Below are 14,455 nucleotides of genomic sequence, written 5' to 3'. Positions count from 1 at the left end.
GTGCTGTATCCCTTCTTCGGACTCCTGATCTCGCCCATCTTCGCGGCGGCGGCGATGAGCCTGTCCTCCGTCTCGGTCATCGGCAACGCGCTGCGGCTGAGGGGGGTGCGGCTTTAGCACTCTCCGGTGCATCGGGCAGCGGTCGGTTCGCCCACCGGCGGGCTCAGTCCTCGACCGGCAGGCCGGCCTTTGACCAAGCCCCCAGGCCGCCCTCGATCACGCGGGCGCGGTAGCCCATGCGATCGAGGGTAGCGGCGGCGAGCGCGGCGCGTGCGCCCGAAGCGCACAGCACGTCGACGGTCCGGCCGTCCCGCTCGGCGGTCAGCGTCTCGTTCGCCACGGGGCTGTCGGGATCGGCGTTCGCCTCCAACATTCCGCGCGGAATGTGCAGAGCGCCCGGCACCCGGCCCTTCTCGCTCAACTCGTCCGGCTCGCGAACGTCGAGCACGAGCCCACCGCCCTCATGCGCGTCGTGCGGCGAGACCGCCGCGATCCGCCCGCGCGCCTCGGCCACCAGATCCTTCATGCTCACGCTCATGTCGTCGTCCTCTCGCTTGCGCCCCGATTCAGAACCGGTTGGCGGGGATCTTGAAGTAGCTGTTGCCGTCCCCTTCGGCATCGGGCATCGCGCCGCCGCGCAGGTTGACCTGCAGCGCGTGCAGCATCCGGTCGGGCAGCGAGAGCGTGGCGTCGCGCTCCTCGCGAGTCTTCACGAACGTGTCCTTCGTCGTGCCCTGGCTCACATGCCTGTTCGATGCCAGGTGCTCGGCCACGGTCGCCTCCCGCATCGGCTCGCCGCGGTCCTCGGTTCCGTAGTCGTGACCGACGAACAAGCGCGTCTCCTCGGGCAGGGCCAGGATCGCTTGGATCGAGTCCTACAGCGCGGCCCCGCTGCCGCCGGGGAAGTCGGTCCGGCTCGACCCCATGTCGGGATACATCAGCGTATCGTGCACGAACGCCGCGTCGCCCGCGACATAGGTGATCGAGCCCAGCGTGTGGCCGGGCGAGAGCATGACGCGGAAGGCGAGGTTACCGACCTCGAACGTGTCGCCATCGGCCAGCAGCGCGTCGAAATGGCGGTCTGGGTGGAAGGCGTCCGGCTCATGATAGAAGCCGCGCCAAAGCTCCGCGATGTCCTGCACCTTCTCGCCAATGGCATTGGGGGCGCCGGCCCGCTCGCGCAGCCAGTGCGGCGCCATCAGGTGGTCGGCATGCGGGTGGGTGTCGAGGACGCGCTCCAGCGTCAGGTCGCGTTCCTCGATCAGTGCCAGAACGCGCTCGGCGCTTTCGGTCGAGGTCCGGGCGCTGGCGGGGTCGAAGTTCAGCACCACGTCGATCACCACGGCCTGCTTCGTTCGGGGCATGCGACGACGTACTGGATCGCGCCGGTACCGGCTTCATAGATGCCCCAGACGTCCGGGCTGCCGTTGCCGGTTGAGGGGAATAACGGGTCAAATGCTGATGGTCGGGCAATGGGACCTTCGGCGTCGAAGTAAGGCGGGCTCGTCATCCGACGGTCGCCGCACTAGGTTCACCGCATGAACAAATTAGAAACGTCTAATGTTCCGTCGGAGCGATCCGAGGGAAGGATGGCGGAGCTTGAGGCGCGGGCCGAGCACGTCGCCGCGCGGCTGTCCGAGGTGGCCAACCCCGAGCGGCTGCTGATCCTATGCCACCTCGCGGGCAAGCGGTTGGACCAAGCGGGTCCGCCCGGCGAGGCTTCCGTGGGGGAGCTGCAGTCGGTCACGGGCCTCGGCCAATCGGCGCTGTCGCAGCATCTTGCGCGGCTACGGGCTGCGGGCATGGTGGCCACCCGCCGCGACGGACAGACGATCCACTACCGGTTGGGCGACGACGAGACGTCCGCGTTGATGCGCGCCCTGTACGAGACCTTCTGCGCGCCCTGACGCGCGCCGCATGCCGCCTTCATGCAGTTGACCCCGCTTCGTCCGGATCGATCGACCAGGCGTCCTTCGTGGCCTCGATCCCTTCCCAGGCAACGTAGGGCACGATCAGCAGCGCCGCCTCCGGGTCGGCCCACCACCAGCCCAGCCACTGCGTCAGGCCGATGCCGGTCAGCACCACCACCGTCTAGTACTGGCAGATCAGCGTGTCCTTGGCGTCGTACTTCAGGGCGGGCGAGTCCAGCCGCTTGCCGTAGCGATGCTTGCCCCAGGCCAGGAACGGGTTGACCACGAGCGAGACGAACAGGATCGAGATGCCCCACCAGTTGAAGCCCGGCGCCTCCTGCGAGAGGAAGGCGGAGACCGCCTCGTAGAGGATCGCCGCCACGACGACCCCAAATGCCGCCGCCACGACCGAGAGCGCGACCTTCTTGCGATGCAGGACCGTGCGGCGGTCCGCGCCCTTCTGCTCGCCGCGCAGGCGCCAGATCAGCGTGCCCGCCGAGGGGGCCTCGACGGTGCTGTCGAGCCCCCAGCTGACCAGCGCCGCGCTGCCGGTGATGAGGCCCGCGGTCACCGACACCACGACCTCCAGGACGTTGTAGACGAGGCTCGCGATCTCGACGCGGATGCCGCGCTTCAGGTCGGCCTGCCGGTCGTCCCGCGTGCCTCCGGCCATCGGTTCCTCTCGACTTGCATTTTTCTCGCGAGAATAACGCGGCGCGGCGCGGCAGGTTCAGCGTGTTCGATTGGCGAGACGGCGACGGGGCAGTCGCCACGCAGCATCACAGGACGATGCGCGCTTGCGACCCGCAGCTTTGCCGTTCGCGCATCGTGGATGACAAAGATCGTCCTATCTGCCCTGAGCTGCGGTCGTCGATACCTCCACCGTCACATGCTCCATGCCCGTCGTCTCGCGCACGCGGTCCTTCACGGCGCGACGCACCGCATCGGCGTCCGCCCCGGAGGCGAGATCGACCTCCAGCGTGGCCATGGGCCGTTCCTGGGTGATCGACCAGGCATGGACGTGGTGGGCGCGCGCCACGCCGGGCACGCAGGCCTCCAGATCCGTGGCCACGGTGCGGGCGTCGAAGCCCGCAGGCGCCCCCTCCAGCAAGATGTGCCCGCTCTCGCGCGCGACGGCCCAGGCCGAGCGCAGGATCAACAGGACGACCAGCACTGACAGGATCGGATCGATGGGGGTCCAGCCAGTCCAGATGATGACGAGGGAGGCGACGATCGCTGCGACCGAGCCCAGGAGGTCACCCATCACGTGCAGCGCGGCGGCCCGGACGTTGAGGTTGTCGCCCTCTGCGCGCGACAGCACCCAGAAGGCGACGACGTTCACCACCAGTCCGCCGACCGCAACCCAGAGCATCAGATCGCCCAGGACCTCGGACGGATCACGCAGCCGCTCAACGGCCTCCCGGAGGATCCAGATAGTGATGGCGAAGAGGCTGAGCCCGTTGACGAAGGCTGCCAGCACCGAGAAGCGGTCGAACCCGTAGGTCCGCTTCCAGTCCGCCGGCCGCCGCGCCAGCCGGAAGGCGAGCCACGCCAGCACCAGCGAGGCGAAGTCGGTCAGCATGTGGCCTGCGTCGGCCAGCAGTGCGAGCGAGCCCGACACGAGCCCGCCCACAACCTCCGCCCCCATGAAGCCGCCGGTCAGGACGGCGGCGATCAGGATGGCGCGTTCCTTGGAGCGCCGCGCCTCCGGGCTGTCGCCGGCGGAGAGGGTCGGCCCGTGGGAATGGCCTGCGTGGTCGTGTGAATGATCGTAGCCCATGGCGGTCGTCCCTGTGGCGAGGTCAGTTCGTCTCGTCGCCAGGAAAGGATACGATCTACAGCGGCTCTAGCTTCAAGGGGCGATCGCGATGCGGAGGCGTCTCATTTATACGCTGCCGAGGCGCACGGGCGTGAAGGTGATCCGCTACTACGAGGGGCGTGGCCTCCTCCTGGACCCCGTCCGCATGGAGGGCTGGCAGCCTCGGTACGGAAGCGCGGAGCTGGAACGGCTGCTCTTCATCGCTTCTCGGGACCGCCCTCCGCATAGCGCGAACAGCCCGGCACCCCGGTCGCGACCGCCGCCAGAAGCGCATCCGCATCGCGAAGCAGGCCGGGCACGCGCGGATCGGCGAGGCGGTAGAGCGCGTGCCGCCCCTTCGCCTCGCGCAGGACGAGGCCACATTCCGACAGGCAGCGCAGGTGGTTCGATGCGTTCGGCTGCGTCAGGCCCGTGGCGGAGACGATCTCGCCGACCGTCCGGGGATCGGGATCGAGTTCGGCGAGGATCGCGAGGCGGTTCGGATCGCCCAGGCCGCGGAAGAGCTTTGCGCGCAGGTGCAGGGCATCCGTCCCGGGCGAAGCGGTTGCCCCCGACGCATCAGCGGGCAATGATACATCGAGCGTCATTCCCGTTTCCTCCGTGAGCCCCGACCATGAGCGATCCGTCTCCCCACTCTACCGCAGGCGCGACCTCCCTCCCACCCGGGCGCTACCGCGTGTCCGGCATGGACTGCGCCAAGGACGCTGCGCAGATCGAGCGGGCAGCCCAAGGGGCCGGGGTCGCGCCGGGCGCCGTGAAAGTCTCGGCCGCCACCCATGTCATGACGCTGCACGCGCTTGAGGCCGACCTGCCCTCCATCGAGGCCGCCGTCGCGACGACCGGCTACGGCTTCGAGAGGATCGTTGAAGGCGAGGACGCCGCGCCCGCGCACCAGGACCCCGCCTACCGCCGCGCGCTCTGGATCGTGGTGGTCCTGAACCTCGGCTACGGCCTGATCGAGATGGTCGGCGGGTTCTGGGCTGGGTCGCAGGCGCTAAAGGCCGACGCGCTGGACTTCATCGGCGACGGGGCCATCACCTTCCTCGGCCTGCTCGCCATCGGATGGAGCCTCGCTTGGCGCGCACGCTCCGCAATGATCCAGGGCGTGTTCCTTGGCCTCCTCAGCCTGGGCGTCATTGCCACGACGATCTGGCGGGCCTTCGCCGGCGTGCCCCCCGAAGCGGGGTTGATGGGGCTTTTCGGGCTGATCGCGCTGGCGGTGAACGTCGCGGCCGTGCTGCCGCTCCTGCGCTTCCGGCAGGGCGATGCCAACATGCGCGCCGTCTGGCTCTTCTCTCGCAACGACGCCATCGGCAACGCGGCCGTGGTGGTCGCGGCCGCCCTCGTCTGGTGGCTGAGCAGCGCGTGGCCGGACCTCATCGTCGCCTTCGGCATCGCGGGGCTGTTCCTGCACTCGTCCTGGTCGATCATTCACGATGCGCGAGCGGATCTGCGGGACGGGTAAGCTTTTAGGCGTTTTACCGGGTGCAACTCTAACGGGATGGCCCGATGAAACGTTCTCGGCGTTGCATGCGGGTCCGCTGCGGGTTTCTGAAACGCTGCGAAGCGCAGGTCCAGACGCGACCGGAATGCTTTCCGCGCCGCTCGATACTGTGATGCGGCCTACCGCACCTGCTCCACTGCCACTTCGACGACTTCGCCCACCTCGGACCATGCCTTGTCGGCCGTGACCGCCGGCAACCCCATCGCCTGGGCCAGCGCCAGGCAGGACCGGTCGCCGTGGCTCAGGCCGAGCGCGCGGGTGCCGGCGTAGAGGTCCGCCGCCACCAAGGCGAGCGGCAGCGTATGGTCAGCGACAGTCAGCCCGAGCACGTCGATCGTCTCGGCTGCATCCTCTGGCGTGAACCCCCGCTGGCGCAGCTTCGTCGCCACCTCTTGCAAGATCACGGTGGAGGCAGCCGCGCCGCGGTCGAGCCAGTCCGAAACCGCGTCGGACCCCGCCTCACCGAACACGAAGGTGAGGATGGCGGAGCTGTCAATCACACAGGCAGTCACGCGGCGCCCCCCTGCCCTTCCTCGACCTCGGCCACCTCGCGCCGCGCCGCCTCGCGCTTTTCGGCGATGAATTCGTCCACGACCGACTCTTCCTCGCCAGACGCGTACTTGCGGGCGATCTCTTGTGCCCGCCGCCGCCGCGCCTGCGTGGTGGTCAGCGCGATGCCTACCTCACCGGCCTCGATCACCAGCCGTCCGCCTCGGTCGAGGCCGAGGCGTCGCCGCAGGTCCAATGGCAGGATCATGCGGCCGTTCTCCTGCACGGGGACCTCGAAGGTCCGCATGGCGTCATTGGTCATTGTTGTTCTCTCCATTGAGAATGTTCGTAATATGCTTACGAGCTCATCTTGAAGATATAGCCGTCTTTTGCGTTTATGGCTATCAGACTTGGGAAGCCACAAAGTCGTTTAATGGCCAACACCGTAAGCGATACCCAACGATTAAGCTTGGCTAAGGCAAACAAACGAGGGTCTCCCGCATCCCCTCCTCCGAGCCGAGCACGTCAGTCGGATCGCTGTGCTCGCGCTGACCGCGAACACCCGCGCCGCCGTTCGACACGAATGACCAGCGGCGATGTGGCCGAAGATCCGCTCGCGAAGATCCATCAAGTAGAATTTGCCCATGTTCCACCTCTTGCCGAAGGTGAATCAGACGAATGACCCTCGTGGGAATATCCGGTGAGTCAGGATGGGGGCAAACCGCTTTAGTCCCACCGCGCCGTTCGCGACAACCATGTGATTATCGTGATCGTGGCCGGAGGGCACCTTTCAATATCACTCGTCATCTGTAGCGTCACGAAAAACCGAGATATATCTTTTTTCGATAACGCTGCGCGAGCTATGGTTTGTCGTGACCTTTGGCTCGATGATGCCGGATCGACCGCAGAGAGGGACGATGGGACTGATCGGCTATGCGAGGGTATCGACCGCCGAGGGCGTGCAAGTGCTCGATCGCCAACTGGACGCTCTGCGCAAGGCGGGATGCGAGCGCGTGTTCGAAGACCGGGCGTCGGGCGCGAAGGGTGCCGGCAATTCCGAACGGCCGGGTCTTGCCGCGTGCCTCGACTACCTGCGCAAGGGCGACGTTCTGATCGTGCTCGATCTTGATCGCCTGGGCAGACTTGCGACCGAACTCGTCGCCCTGATCGACGCCCTTGCCGAGCGGGACGTCGCATTCCGGGCACTGAACTCGCCAATGGACACGACGACGCCGCAGGGGCGGGCTTTCTTGCAGATTCAGGCTGCGTTCGCGGAGATGGAGCGCAATGTGATCCGTCAGCGAGTGCGTGAGGGGCTGAAGGCCGCGCGGGCCAGGGGCCGCAAGGGCGGGCGTCCTCGCATCATGACGGTGGAGAAGCTGCGCTATGCCCGACACCTCATGGCCAACCCTGCCCGCTCGATCCCCTCGATCTGTGCCGAGCTCGGCGGCATCCCTGCCTCCACCCTCTACCACTACGTCCGGGCGGACGGAGGGCTGAAGGAGGCAGGAGAGAAGCTGTTGGCTGCCGAGAGTGTCAGTGGGCAACCCCTACGGGATGCTCGGTGACGATCGGGAGCGTCCACACTGTCCACCAGTGGATCATGCGAAAGAGGCCGTCATGGATCTCCCCGCTGGCGCGGCGGTTCGGGATCATCCGAATGACGGTGCAGCGCATCCGCGATGGACGTGGCAAGGTGAACGCCACAGCCGAGGAGGGGTGAGCCATCTGCAACCTGTATTCCTTGACCCGGGGCCAAGCCGCGATCCGCGAGATCGCCGACGTGATGACGGACAACACCGGCAACCTCGCCCCCCTGCCCGCGATCTTCCCTGACCAGTCCGCCCCGGTGGTCCGCCAGGGCGACGACGGCCGCGAGCTCGCGATGATGCGGTGGGGCATGCCGTCGCCGACGTTCGCGTTGAAGAACCGCAAGACCGATCCCGGCGTCACCAACGTCCGCAATCTCGGTTCGGCCCACTGGCGACGTTGGCTCGGCGTCGAGCATCGCTGCCTCGTCCCGTTCACCAGCTTCTCGGAATACCGCGTCGAGAAGGACAAGAGCCGCACGCCGGTCTGGTTCGCGCGGAACGAGGACCGACCGCTGATGTTTTTTGCCGGCATCTGGACGGAGTGGACGAGCGTGCGGAAGGTGAAGGAGGGTGAGGTGACGGCCGAGCTTTACGGCTTCCTGACCACCGAGGCGAACGCGACCGTGGGCGCGATCCACCCGAAGGCCATGCCGGTGATCCTCACCGAACCGGACGAATGGAAGACATGGCTGACGGCACCGTTCGACGAGGCGAAGGTGCTGCAACGGCCGCTTTCGGACGACGTGCTGAAAGTTGTGGCTGAAGGGGAGCGGCGGGACGGGGCATAGGCTCTGGATCGCCTAAGCCAGACAGGTCCTGGGCGATGTCGCGGACGAGGGCCTGATCGAACTTCGCCGGGATCTCCAGAAGCGGAAGCCCGGCTTCGGACAACGCCTGGCGCTTCACCCGATCGCTTTTCGCCGCCTTGTCCCGGCTCGCCTTCGAGTTGCCGTAGTGGCCGCTGCCTTGGTACTCGATTACCGCCGCGATCGTCAGGGACGGATCGAGGACGACGAGATCGGCCCGCTTGGCGTTGACGGTCATGTATCGCTTGAAGCTGCGATTACGGAGAAACGCGCCGTAGGACATTTGGCACATCACCGTCCAGCCGGCGGGAAGCTCGGCGCATAACATCCGGTAGAGGCGCAGCTCCGATTTGTTCAGGATCGGCCGTGCCTCGAACGACGGCCGAAAGATGCCTTTCCCGCTGATAATTCTTGCGACCACGATGAGCAGCAAGGCGACAGCAAGAACGATCAGCAGGCTGTCGATCAAGGGGTTTATCATGGTCGCGATCCTTTCGTCCGGTCGTGCAAGGCCATCCTACAATGCGACCGGAAAAGGAACATCCGCGCAAAACATCGTCTCAAGCGAGAATTGAGGATTCACGGTTCGTTTCCCCGTGGTAGGATCTGGCCACACCCTTCTCCTACCCTCCTTTGGAGACAACATGACGACATCTGATTGGACCCGCTCCACCACGGTCGCGCTCGCCGGCACGGCAGCGATCGCCGCTTTCGCCAGCTTTGCCCCGTCCACCGCCTCGGCCGCGGACTACGACATGGACTGCAAGCTGCTTCTCTGCCTGCCCGGCGGCTTTCCGTCCGGGTGCTCGGACGCCTTCGATCACATGATGGACCGCCTGCGTGACGGCAAATCCCCCATCGGCTTCTGCGCCATGTCGAACGGCGCGGAGTACGACGCCTACGACATGGACTATGCGTTCAAGAGCCCGGCCACGCCGGCAGGTTGGGAATGCCCCGAGGGCAAGCATCTCTATCATCGTACGACCTGGGACGACGACGGCCATCACCAGACGGTCAACACGTTCTGCTACGACACCGCCTACGCCCGCACCGGCTGGGATAGCGATGTGGGCACCACCACGGTCACGACCTATACCAACAAGACCGCGCCGCAGCGGGCGGATTTCTGGGTCAACCTGACGCTGGAGCCAGACACGCCACAGGCGTACTCGCAAGGCTGGCAGAAGTTCGACACCGGCCGGGGCGTCCCCGTGACCGTGCGCTACACGGATTGATCCGCGCCGCGATCTTGCTGGTGGCAATGACGACAGCTCCGACCCTGGCCGCGGCCCAGGTCGGATGCCTGCCGCCCGAAGAGCCCTTCGCTTACGCGCCGCCCGAGGACGATCCCGAGCTGCGCGATCTCATCGACCAGCAGTACCAGGACTACATCGACGGCACCGAGGACTACCTGAACTGCCTCAACAATGAGGCCATGCGGGCGCGGACCGAGTTCCAGACCGTGTTCAATCGCTACGTCGAATACTTCGGCGACGGAGGCGGCGTCGCGTTCGAGGCCATCGACTAGGGCGCGAGCTCAGAGCGGGCGTTTGCGAAAGATGCGGCGATCGGCAGCTTCGAGCCCTTTTTGACGAATGCTGCCGAGCGACTGGACGGCCGCTTCGGCGGACCCGCAGCTTAGCGAGGTGTTCTCCGTTCGGGTCTAGACATACTCCGTAATGCGTTTCAACAAGGCGACACCGGCACCTGATAGAACGCTGCAAGAAGACGTAAGCTCTTGACGACGCCCGGTGTCGAGCGGGTGGGGTCCTGTTATGTGACCGTAAACTGCCCCATCATGCCCGCATCCTCGTGTTCGAGGATGTGGCAGTGATACATGAATGGTGTCTCTTCCGAAGCCAGCTTGTCGAACCTCAGCAGGATTCCGGTCGGACCCTGCACACGGACAACATCTTTCCAACCGATCTGCGCCGAGTCGACCGGCCGTCCGTTCTGACTCACGCCTCACGATAATTGTCACACGCCTCAACACCCTTTGCGACCACGTCGAGAAGTGCGTCCACATCGTTCAGAAGGACCGTGATGCGCGGGTTGCTGATACGGTAACGGATGAAGCGCCCTTCGCGGTCGCTGGCGACAAGCCCGCAGTCCAGCAGGCACCTCAGATGGTTGGAGACGTTGGGTTGCGATAGTTCGGTCCGCTCGACGATCTCGTGAACGGCCAATGGCTCGTTGCAAAGTGCACCGAGGATGGCCAGGCGGCTCGGGTCCGCGAAGCCGCGGAACAGCTTCGCCCGTCGCTCGATGGTCGCGCTCTTGCGGTCATCGACGATTTGGGCCATATCACTCCTCGCTGATACGTTGTTCTTCAATTCATTCTAGCAGGAATAGCGCGACCATGGCCAACACCGAAAGTGCCGGACCGACGGCAGATGTTCCGCCCGTCCGTTACCGGGTTTCCGGTATGGACTGCGCGAAGGATGCCGCGCAGATCGAGCGGGCGGCGCAGTCGGCCGGAGTCGCGGCTGACGATGTGAAGGTGTCGGCGGCGACGCACATCATGACACTGAGCGCCCCCGAAGCGCGCCTGCCGGACATCGAAAAGGCCGTTGCGGTGACCGGCTACGGCTTCGACCGGATCGAAGGCGATGGAGACATTCCGCCGAATCCCGCCCATCAGGACCCGGCCTACCGACGCGCGCTCTGGATCGTCGTGATCCTGAACGTGGGTTACGGTGTCGTTGAAATGATCGGCGGGTTCATCGCCGGGTCACAGGCCGTGAAGGCCGATGCGCTCGATTTCATCGGCGACGGCGCGATCACCTTCCTTGGCCTGCTGGCCATCGGCTGGAGCCTCGCCTGGCGGGCACGGTCGGCCTTGATCCAAGGCATCTTCCTCGGCCTGCTCGGCCTTGGCGTCCTCGGCACGACCATCGTGCGAGTCTTCGAACGGACGACGCCGGATGCAGGTCTAATGGGCCTGCTTGGCATGATCGCCCTTGTCGTCAACGTCATCTCCGTTCTGCCGCTGCTGCGGTTCCGCAAGGGCGACGCGAACATGCGGGCCGTCTGGCTATTCTCGCGCAACGACGCCATCGGCAATGCGGCGGTTGTCGCTGCCGCCGGTCTCGTGGCGTGGCTGGGCAGCGCCTGGCCGGACCTCATCGTCGCCTTCGGCATCGCCGGACTGTTCCTGCACTCGTCTTGGGCAATCATCCGCGATGCGCGGGCCGATCTGAAGGCAGCGGCATGAACAGCCGCGTTCTGGGCGGGCTCTGCGCGATCGCGGCGTTCGGCCTCGATCAGGGTACCAAGGCGCTTGCGCTGAACACACCGGCGCTTGAGCGCGGCGTCGAGGTTCTACCCTTTCTCAATCTCGTGCGGGTTCTGAACGATGGAGTCAGCTTCGGTATGCTGGGCGGGATCGTGCCTTGGTGGGGTCTCATCGCGCTTGCTGGCGTGATCGTGGCATGGCTGCTGATCTGGTTGTGGCGCGCGCCGGACAGGCTGACGGCTGCCGCTCTCGGTCTGATCATCGGCGGCGCGCTCGGCAATGTCCTCGACCGGCTGCGTTATCAGGCCGTCCCGGATTTTCTGGATTTCCATTACGGAACATACCACTGGCCGTCCTTCAATCTTGCGGATGTGGCGATTTTCTGCGGTGCGGCCCTGCTGTTCTGGGACAGCTTCCGCTCGGCGCAGAACAAGCCCGAACGTAACCACCGAGAAGAAAACGTTACGGGGAAATAATCGATGTCCAGCATTCCATCCGCAAAGGGCATCGACAGCACGCTTGCCCTGCTGCGCAACCCATATGAGTTCATTCCGGACACATGCCGCGATCTTGAGGGCGACCTGTTCGAGACCCGCATCCTCTTTCAAAAGACGATCTGCATGACTGGTGCCGCAGCTGCGGAGGTCTTCTATTCCGAGGATGGGCTCGTGCGCGCAGGCTCGATGCCGAAGCGTATCCAGAGAACCCTGCTCGGCGAAAAGGGCATCCAGGGGCTCGATGGCGAGGCCCACCGTCATCGGAAGCGGATGTTTATGTCACTCATGGCGTCGGAGCGGATCGAAGCTCTCGAAAACACGACGCGGGACCTGTTGGACCGCTACGCACGGGACTGGCAAGCGGCGGAGAAGGTCGTTCTCTACGACGAAGTGCGCGAAATCCTCACCAGAGCTGCCTGCGCCTGGTCGGGCGTGCCGCTTCCCGAAGCGGAGGTCGAGACGCGGACGGCGCAGATGACGGCGCTCTTCCAAGACGCCGGGGCGGTCGGCTGGAAGCACTGGGGTGCGCGTCTGGCGCGGCATCGCGCAGAGCGTTGGACAGCCGGGATTATTGAACGGCTGCGCGACGGAAGCCTTCAGACAGGACAGGAAAGCGCCGCCCATGTCGTCGCGACGTGGCGCGATCTGAATGGGGAGCTGCTGACCTCCAAGGTTGCCGCCGTGGAGCTTCTGAACGTAGTACGCCCGATCGTCGCCGTCTCTGCGTTCATCGCCCAGGCGGCGCATGCCCTGCATCGGCATCCCGAGTGGCGGCAAAAGCTGAAGGACGACGAGGGACAGCTCGAACCTTTCGTGCAAGAGGTCCGCCGTCTGTATCCGTTCTTTCCCGCGGTCGCGGCACGGGTGAAGAGTGATTTCGAGTGGCGCGGATATCGCTTTTCCAAAGGGTACAGGGTTCTGCTCGACCTCTACGGCACAAATACCGACGCTCGCTCGTGGGACGCGCCGCAAGAGTTCCGGCCCGAGCGGTTTCACGATCGGGAGGTCACCCCCTACGACTTCATTCCGCAGGGCGGTGGTGATCACCACAGGAACCACCGTTGTCCGGGCGAGTGGATCGCGATCAGCCAGATGAAGGCGTTTTGCAGTTTCTTCGTGAACGCCATCGACTACGAAGTGCCAGATCAGGATCTGGATCTGGAAACCGAAGAACTGCCGCCCATGCCTAAATCCCGGTTCATCATGCGCAACGTCAGGCGTCGGCAGTAGCGTCGGCCTCCTCCGGCTCGACCGACCGCGCATCCTTGGTGGCCTCAAACGCTTCCCACGCAACGTAGGGCACGATCAGAAGCGCCGCGACCGGGTCGGCCCACCACCAGCCCATCCATTGCGTCAGACCGATCCCGGCCAACACCACGATTGTCTGATACTGGCAGATCATGGTGTCCTTGGCATCGTACTTCAGGGCGGGCGCATCGAGCCGTTTGCCATAGCGATACTTGCCCCAGGCGAGGAACGGGTTGACCACGAGCGAAGCACCCAGAATCGCGATACCCCACCAGTTGAAGCCCGGCGCCTTCTGCGAAATGAAGGCGGAGACCGCCTCGTAGAGGATCGCCGCGACGACGATCCAGAAGGCACAGGCAACCACGTAGAGCGCGACCTTCTTGCGGTGCAGGACCGTGCGCTTGCCGGCACCGTCCTTCTCCCCCTTCAAGCGCCAGATCAGCGTCGCGGCTGAGGTGGCTTCGACCGTGCTGTCGAGACCCCAGCTTACCAGTGCCGCGCTGCCGGTCAGAAGTCCCACGGTGACGGATACGACGACCTCGATGATGTTGTAGACGAGGCTGGCGATCTCGACGCGGATGCCGCGCGTCAGATTGGCCTGCCGGTTATCTTTCTGACTACTCATAATACCTCATAATGCGGAGCCTGCAGCAAAAGTTCGAGGCGGGAATTGATTGCCTTGCCATTAGTGTTGCGCCACGAATCGAAAGCCGATGTTGTTCTTTTTCCAAGCTTCCTTAGTAGAGGCGAGCTTGCCCCTCATACATGAATACGAATGGCCTCGGACCTGTCGCGTAGCCGGTGTCGAGCCGCTCGATCCGAAACCCGCTCTTCTCGACAAGGGCGTTCGTCGGGCGGTCAAGGTGACAGTTCCCGGCGCAACGCTTCCAGGCAGGCGTGAGCCAGCGCTGCCAGCGCCGGACACGGGCTTCCGGCGCCAAACCATGCTCGACGAAGCGGAAGATGCCGTCCGGCTTGAGAACGCGCCGGATCTCGGCGAGCGCCTTCTCCGGCTCCGACACGCTGCAGAGCGCCCAGGTGGCGACGACGCAGTCGACGCTGCGATCCTCCAGCGGCAATGCTTCGGCCACGCCCTCGATCATCTCGGCCGCGGGCATCAGGCCATGGGAGGTTTGCGCGGCCCGAGAGAGGAGTTCGGGCGACGGGTCAACACCGATGATCTGACGCACGGCCTCGGGGTAGAGCGCAAGGTTCAGGCCCGAGCCGATCCCGATCTCCAGCACACGTCCATGCAGCCCGGAGGCGGCGCGGCGCCGGTAGGGAAGAAGTTGATCCTGGCCCATCGCCAGATGCGTCAGCCGAGGGAGGATATGTTTCTCGTACAGTCGCATCTG

The 14,455-nt window shown here is 65.2% G+C and carries 20 protein-coding genes and 2 pseudogenes; 9 read left to right on the top strand and 13 right to left on the bottom strand.

Translation table 11 applies throughout. The annotated features are described in order from the left end of the window. Window positions 1–163: 163 nt before the first annotated feature. Together Q1B08_RS17590 and Q1B08_RS17585 are read right to left on the bottom strand one after the other, a co-directional pair. Window positions 164–538 carry a rhodanese-like domain-containing protein gene (locus tag Q1B08_RS17590; RefSeq protein WP_299821761.1) on the bottom strand — a complete coding sequence of 125 codons (375 nt, stop codon included), beginning with the start codon at window positions 536–538 and terminating at the stop codon, window positions 164–166. A 28-nt stretch (window positions 539–566) separates the two neighbouring features. Then, window positions 567–1,474 (bottom strand): annotated as a pseudogene (locus tag Q1B08_RS17585) (MBL fold metallo-hydrolase). Between the two features lie 115 nt (window positions 1,475–1,589). On the opposite strand from Q1B08_RS17585, the gene Q1B08_RS17580 reads away from it, so the two are divergent. Next, the gene (locus tag Q1B08_RS17580; RefSeq protein ID WP_299821759.1) at window positions 1,590–1,907 is read left to right on the top strand and encodes a metalloregulator ArsR/SmtB family transcription factor; all 318 of its coding nucleotides are present in this window, start codon (window positions 1,590–1,592) and stop codon (window positions 1,905–1,907) included. Window positions 1,908–1,926: 19 nt separating this feature from the next. On the opposite strand, the gene Q1B08_RS17575 is transcribed toward Q1B08_RS17580, so the two are convergent. The 4 genes from Q1B08_RS17575 to Q1B08_RS17555 form a co-directional block, all read right to left on the bottom strand. Then, on the bottom strand, window positions 1,927–2,082 hold the full coding sequence (locus tag Q1B08_RS17575; protein WP_299821757.1) for a hypothetical protein: 156 nt from the start codon (window positions 2,080–2,082) through the stop codon (window positions 1,927–1,929). Window positions 2,083–2,091: 9 nt separating this feature from the next. After that, a complete protein-coding gene (locus Q1B08_RS17570) occupies window positions 2,092–2,583 on the bottom strand; it encodes a cation transporter (protein ID WP_299821755.1) in 492 nt (163 codons plus the stop codon). Between the two features lie 174 nt (window positions 2,584–2,757). Beyond that, window positions 2,758–3,690, bottom strand: a complete 933-nt coding sequence (locus Q1B08_RS17565) for a cation diffusion facilitator family transporter (RefSeq protein WP_299821753.1) — start codon at window positions 3,688–3,690, stop codon at window positions 2,758–2,760. Between the two features lie 236 nt (window positions 3,691–3,926). Next, window positions 3,927–4,316, bottom strand: a complete 390-nt coding sequence (locus tag Q1B08_RS17555; protein WP_299821752.1) for a metalloregulator ArsR/SmtB family transcription factor — start codon at window positions 4,314–4,316, stop codon at window positions 3,927–3,929. A gap of 98 nt (window positions 4,317–4,414) precedes the next feature. Between Q1B08_RS17555 and Q1B08_RS17550 the strand changes: the two genes are divergently transcribed. Beyond that, a complete protein-coding gene (locus Q1B08_RS17550) occupies window positions 4,415–5,194 on the top strand; it encodes a cation transporter (RefSeq protein ID WP_299821766.1) in 780 nt (259 codons plus the stop codon). 158 nt (window positions 5,195–5,352) lie between these two features. Here the strand turns inward: Q1B08_RS17550 and Q1B08_RS17545 are convergent, their stop codons facing one another. Further along, window positions 5,353–5,745, bottom strand: a complete 393-nt coding sequence (locus tag Q1B08_RS17545) for a type II toxin-antitoxin system VapC family toxin (RefSeq protein ID WP_299821749.1) — start codon at window positions 5,743–5,745, stop codon at window positions 5,353–5,355. Further along, entirely contained in the window at window positions 5,742–6,044 is a 303-nt protein-coding gene (locus tag Q1B08_RS17540) for a hypothetical protein (protein ID WP_299821747.1), read from the bottom strand. Before Q1B08_RS17540 ends, Q1B08_RS17545 begins: the two co-directional genes overlap by 4 nt. 595 nt (window positions 6,045–6,639) lie before the next feature. Here Q1B08_RS17540 and Q1B08_RS17535 point away from each other — a divergent pair. Continuing rightward, window positions 6,640–7,290, top strand: coding sequence for a recombinase family protein (locus Q1B08_RS17535; RefSeq protein ID WP_299821745.1), 651 nt, complete (start codon window positions 6,640–6,642; stop codon window positions 7,288–7,290). A gap of 176 nt (window positions 7,291–7,466) precedes the next feature. Beyond that, window positions 7,467–8,102, top strand: a complete 636-nt coding sequence (locus Q1B08_RS17530) for an SOS response-associated peptidase (RefSeq protein WP_366140045.1) — start codon at window positions 7,467–7,469, stop codon at window positions 8,100–8,102. A 64-nt stretch (window positions 8,103–8,166) separates the two neighbouring features. On the opposite strand, the pseudogene Q1B08_RS17525 reads toward Q1B08_RS17530, so the two are convergent. Beyond that, window positions 8,167–8,601: pseudogene (locus Q1B08_RS17525) on the bottom strand (DUF2726 domain-containing protein); the annotation flags it as partial. 163 nt (window positions 8,602–8,764) lie between these two features. Here Q1B08_RS17525 and Q1B08_RS17520 point away from each other — a divergent pair. Continuing rightward, window positions 8,765–9,355 carry a hypothetical protein gene (locus tag Q1B08_RS17520; protein WP_299821743.1) on the top strand — a complete coding sequence of 197 codons (591 nt, stop codon included), beginning with the start codon at window positions 8,765–8,767 and terminating at the stop codon, window positions 9,353–9,355. Between the two features lie 20 nt (window positions 9,356–9,375). Continuing rightward, window positions 9,376–9,648 carry a hypothetical protein gene (locus Q1B08_RS17515; RefSeq protein WP_299821741.1) on the top strand — a complete coding sequence of 91 codons (273 nt, stop codon included), beginning with the start codon at window positions 9,376–9,378 and terminating at the stop codon, window positions 9,646–9,648. A gap of 245 nt (window positions 9,649–9,893) precedes the next feature. Here Q1B08_RS17515 and Q1B08_RS17510 read toward each other — a convergent pair whose 3' ends face one another. Next, a complete protein-coding gene (locus Q1B08_RS17510) occupies window positions 9,894–10,082 on the bottom strand; it encodes a multicopper oxidase domain-containing protein (protein WP_035746442.1) in 189 nt (62 codons plus the stop codon). Beyond that, window positions 10,079–10,423, bottom strand: a complete 345-nt coding sequence (locus tag Q1B08_RS17505; RefSeq protein WP_036708219.1) for a metalloregulator ArsR/SmtB family transcription factor — start codon at window positions 10,421–10,423, stop codon at window positions 10,079–10,081. Before Q1B08_RS17505 ends, Q1B08_RS17510 begins: the two co-directional genes overlap by 4 nt. Before the next feature lie 56 nt (window positions 10,424–10,479). On the opposite strand from Q1B08_RS17505, the gene Q1B08_RS17500 reads away from it, so the two are divergent. The 3 genes from Q1B08_RS17500 to Q1B08_RS17490 are packed head-to-tail and all read left to right on the top strand — an operon-like array spanning window position 10,480 to window position 13,082. Further along, on the top strand, window positions 10,480–11,334 hold the full coding sequence (locus tag Q1B08_RS17500) for a cation transporter (RefSeq protein WP_299821734.1): 855 nt from the start codon (window positions 10,480–10,482) through the stop codon (window positions 11,332–11,334). Continuing rightward, window positions 11,331–11,831, top strand: coding sequence for a signal peptidase II (gene lspA / locus Q1B08_RS17495; RefSeq protein ID WP_009807499.1), 501 nt, complete (start codon window positions 11,331–11,333; stop codon window positions 11,829–11,831). The genes Q1B08_RS17500 and lspA overlap by 4 nt, the downstream gene beginning before the upstream one ends. 3 nt (window positions 11,832–11,834) lie before the next feature. After that, complete coding sequence (locus Q1B08_RS17490; RefSeq protein WP_047998166.1) at window positions 11,835–13,082, top strand: cytochrome P450; 1,248 nt, start codon at window positions 11,835–11,837, stop codon at window positions 13,080–13,082. Here Q1B08_RS17490 and Q1B08_RS17485 read toward each other — a convergent pair. Together Q1B08_RS17485 and Q1B08_RS17480 are read right to left on the bottom strand one after the other, a co-directional pair. After that, window positions 13,066–13,725 carry a cation transporter gene (locus Q1B08_RS17485; RefSeq protein WP_082379096.1) on the bottom strand — a complete coding sequence of 220 codons (660 nt, stop codon included), beginning with the start codon at window positions 13,723–13,725 and terminating at the stop codon, window positions 13,066–13,068. The two genes, Q1B08_RS17490 and Q1B08_RS17485, sit on opposite strands and share 17 nt — an antisense overlap. Before the next feature lie 112 nt (window positions 13,726–13,837). Continuing rightward, window positions 13,838–14,452 carry a class I SAM-dependent methyltransferase gene (locus tag Q1B08_RS17480; protein WP_099278771.1) on the bottom strand — a complete coding sequence of 205 codons (615 nt, stop codon included), beginning with the start codon at window positions 14,450–14,452 and terminating at the stop codon, window positions 13,838–13,840. Between the last annotated feature and the right edge of the window lie 3 nt (window positions 14,453–14,455).

The sequence above is a fragment of the uncultured Jannaschia sp. genome, from assembly GCF_947494025.1.
In the GTDB taxonomy this organism is placed as follows: Bacteria; Pseudomonadota; Alphaproteobacteria; order Rhodobacterales; family Rhodobacteraceae; genus Jannaschia.
Note: the sequence above shows the minus strand (reverse complement) of the source record. Positions and strands in the feature narration are given on the sequence as shown.

Coding starts and splice junctions, on each gene's coding strand:
- Q1B08_RS17590 (WP_299821761.1), bottom strand. CDS start 538: ATGAGCGTGAGCATGAAGGATCTGGTGGCCGAGGCGCGCGGGCGGATC.
- Q1B08_RS17580 (WP_299821759.1), top strand. CDS start 1,590: ATGGCGGAGCTTGAGGCGCGGGCCGAGCACGTCGCCGCGCGGCTGTCC.
- Q1B08_RS17570 (WP_299821755.1), bottom strand. CDS start 2,583: ATGGCCGGAGGCACGCGGGACGACCGGCAGGCCGACCTGAAGCGCGGC.
- Q1B08_RS17565 (WP_299821753.1), bottom strand. CDS start 3,690: ATGGGCTACGATCATTCACACGACCACGCAGGCCATTCCCACGGGCCG.
- Q1B08_RS17555 (WP_299821752.1), bottom strand. CDS start 4,316: ATGACGCTCGATGTATCATTGCCCGCTGATGCGTCGGGGGCAACCGCT.
- Q1B08_RS17550 (WP_299821766.1), top strand. CDS start 4,415: ATGGACTGCGCCAAGGACGCTGCGCAGATCGAGCGGGCAGCCCAAGGG.
- Q1B08_RS17540 (WP_299821747.1), bottom strand. CDS start 6,044: ATGACCAATGACGCCATGCGGACCTTCGAGGTCCCCGTGCAGGAGAAC.
- Q1B08_RS17535 (WP_299821745.1), top strand. CDS start 6,640: ATGGGACTGATCGGCTATGCGAGGGTATCGACCGCCGAGGGCGTGCAA.
- Q1B08_RS17520 (WP_299821743.1), top strand. CDS start 8,765: ATGACGACATCTGATTGGACCCGCTCCACCACGGTCGCGCTCGCCGGC.
- Q1B08_RS17505 (WP_036708219.1), bottom strand. CDS start 10,423: ATGGCCCAAATCGTCGATGACCGCAAGAGCGCGACCATCGAGCGACGG.
- Q1B08_RS17500 (WP_299821734.1), top strand. CDS start 10,480: ATGGCCAACACCGAAAGTGCCGGACCGACGGCAGATGTTCCGCCCGTC.
- lspA (WP_009807499.1), top strand. CDS start 11,331: ATGAACAGCCGCGTTCTGGGCGGGCTCTGCGCGATCGCGGCGTTCGGC.
- Q1B08_RS17490 (WP_047998166.1), top strand. CDS start 11,835: ATGTCCAGCATTCCATCCGCAAAGGGCATCGACAGCACGCTTGCCCTG.
- Q1B08_RS17485 (WP_082379096.1), bottom strand. CDS start 13,725: ATGAGTAGTCAGAAAGATAACCGGCAGGCCAATCTGACGCGCGGCATC.
- Q1B08_RS17480 (WP_099278771.1), bottom strand. CDS start 14,452: ATGCGACTGTACGAGAAACATATCCTCCCTCGGCTGACGCATCTGGCG.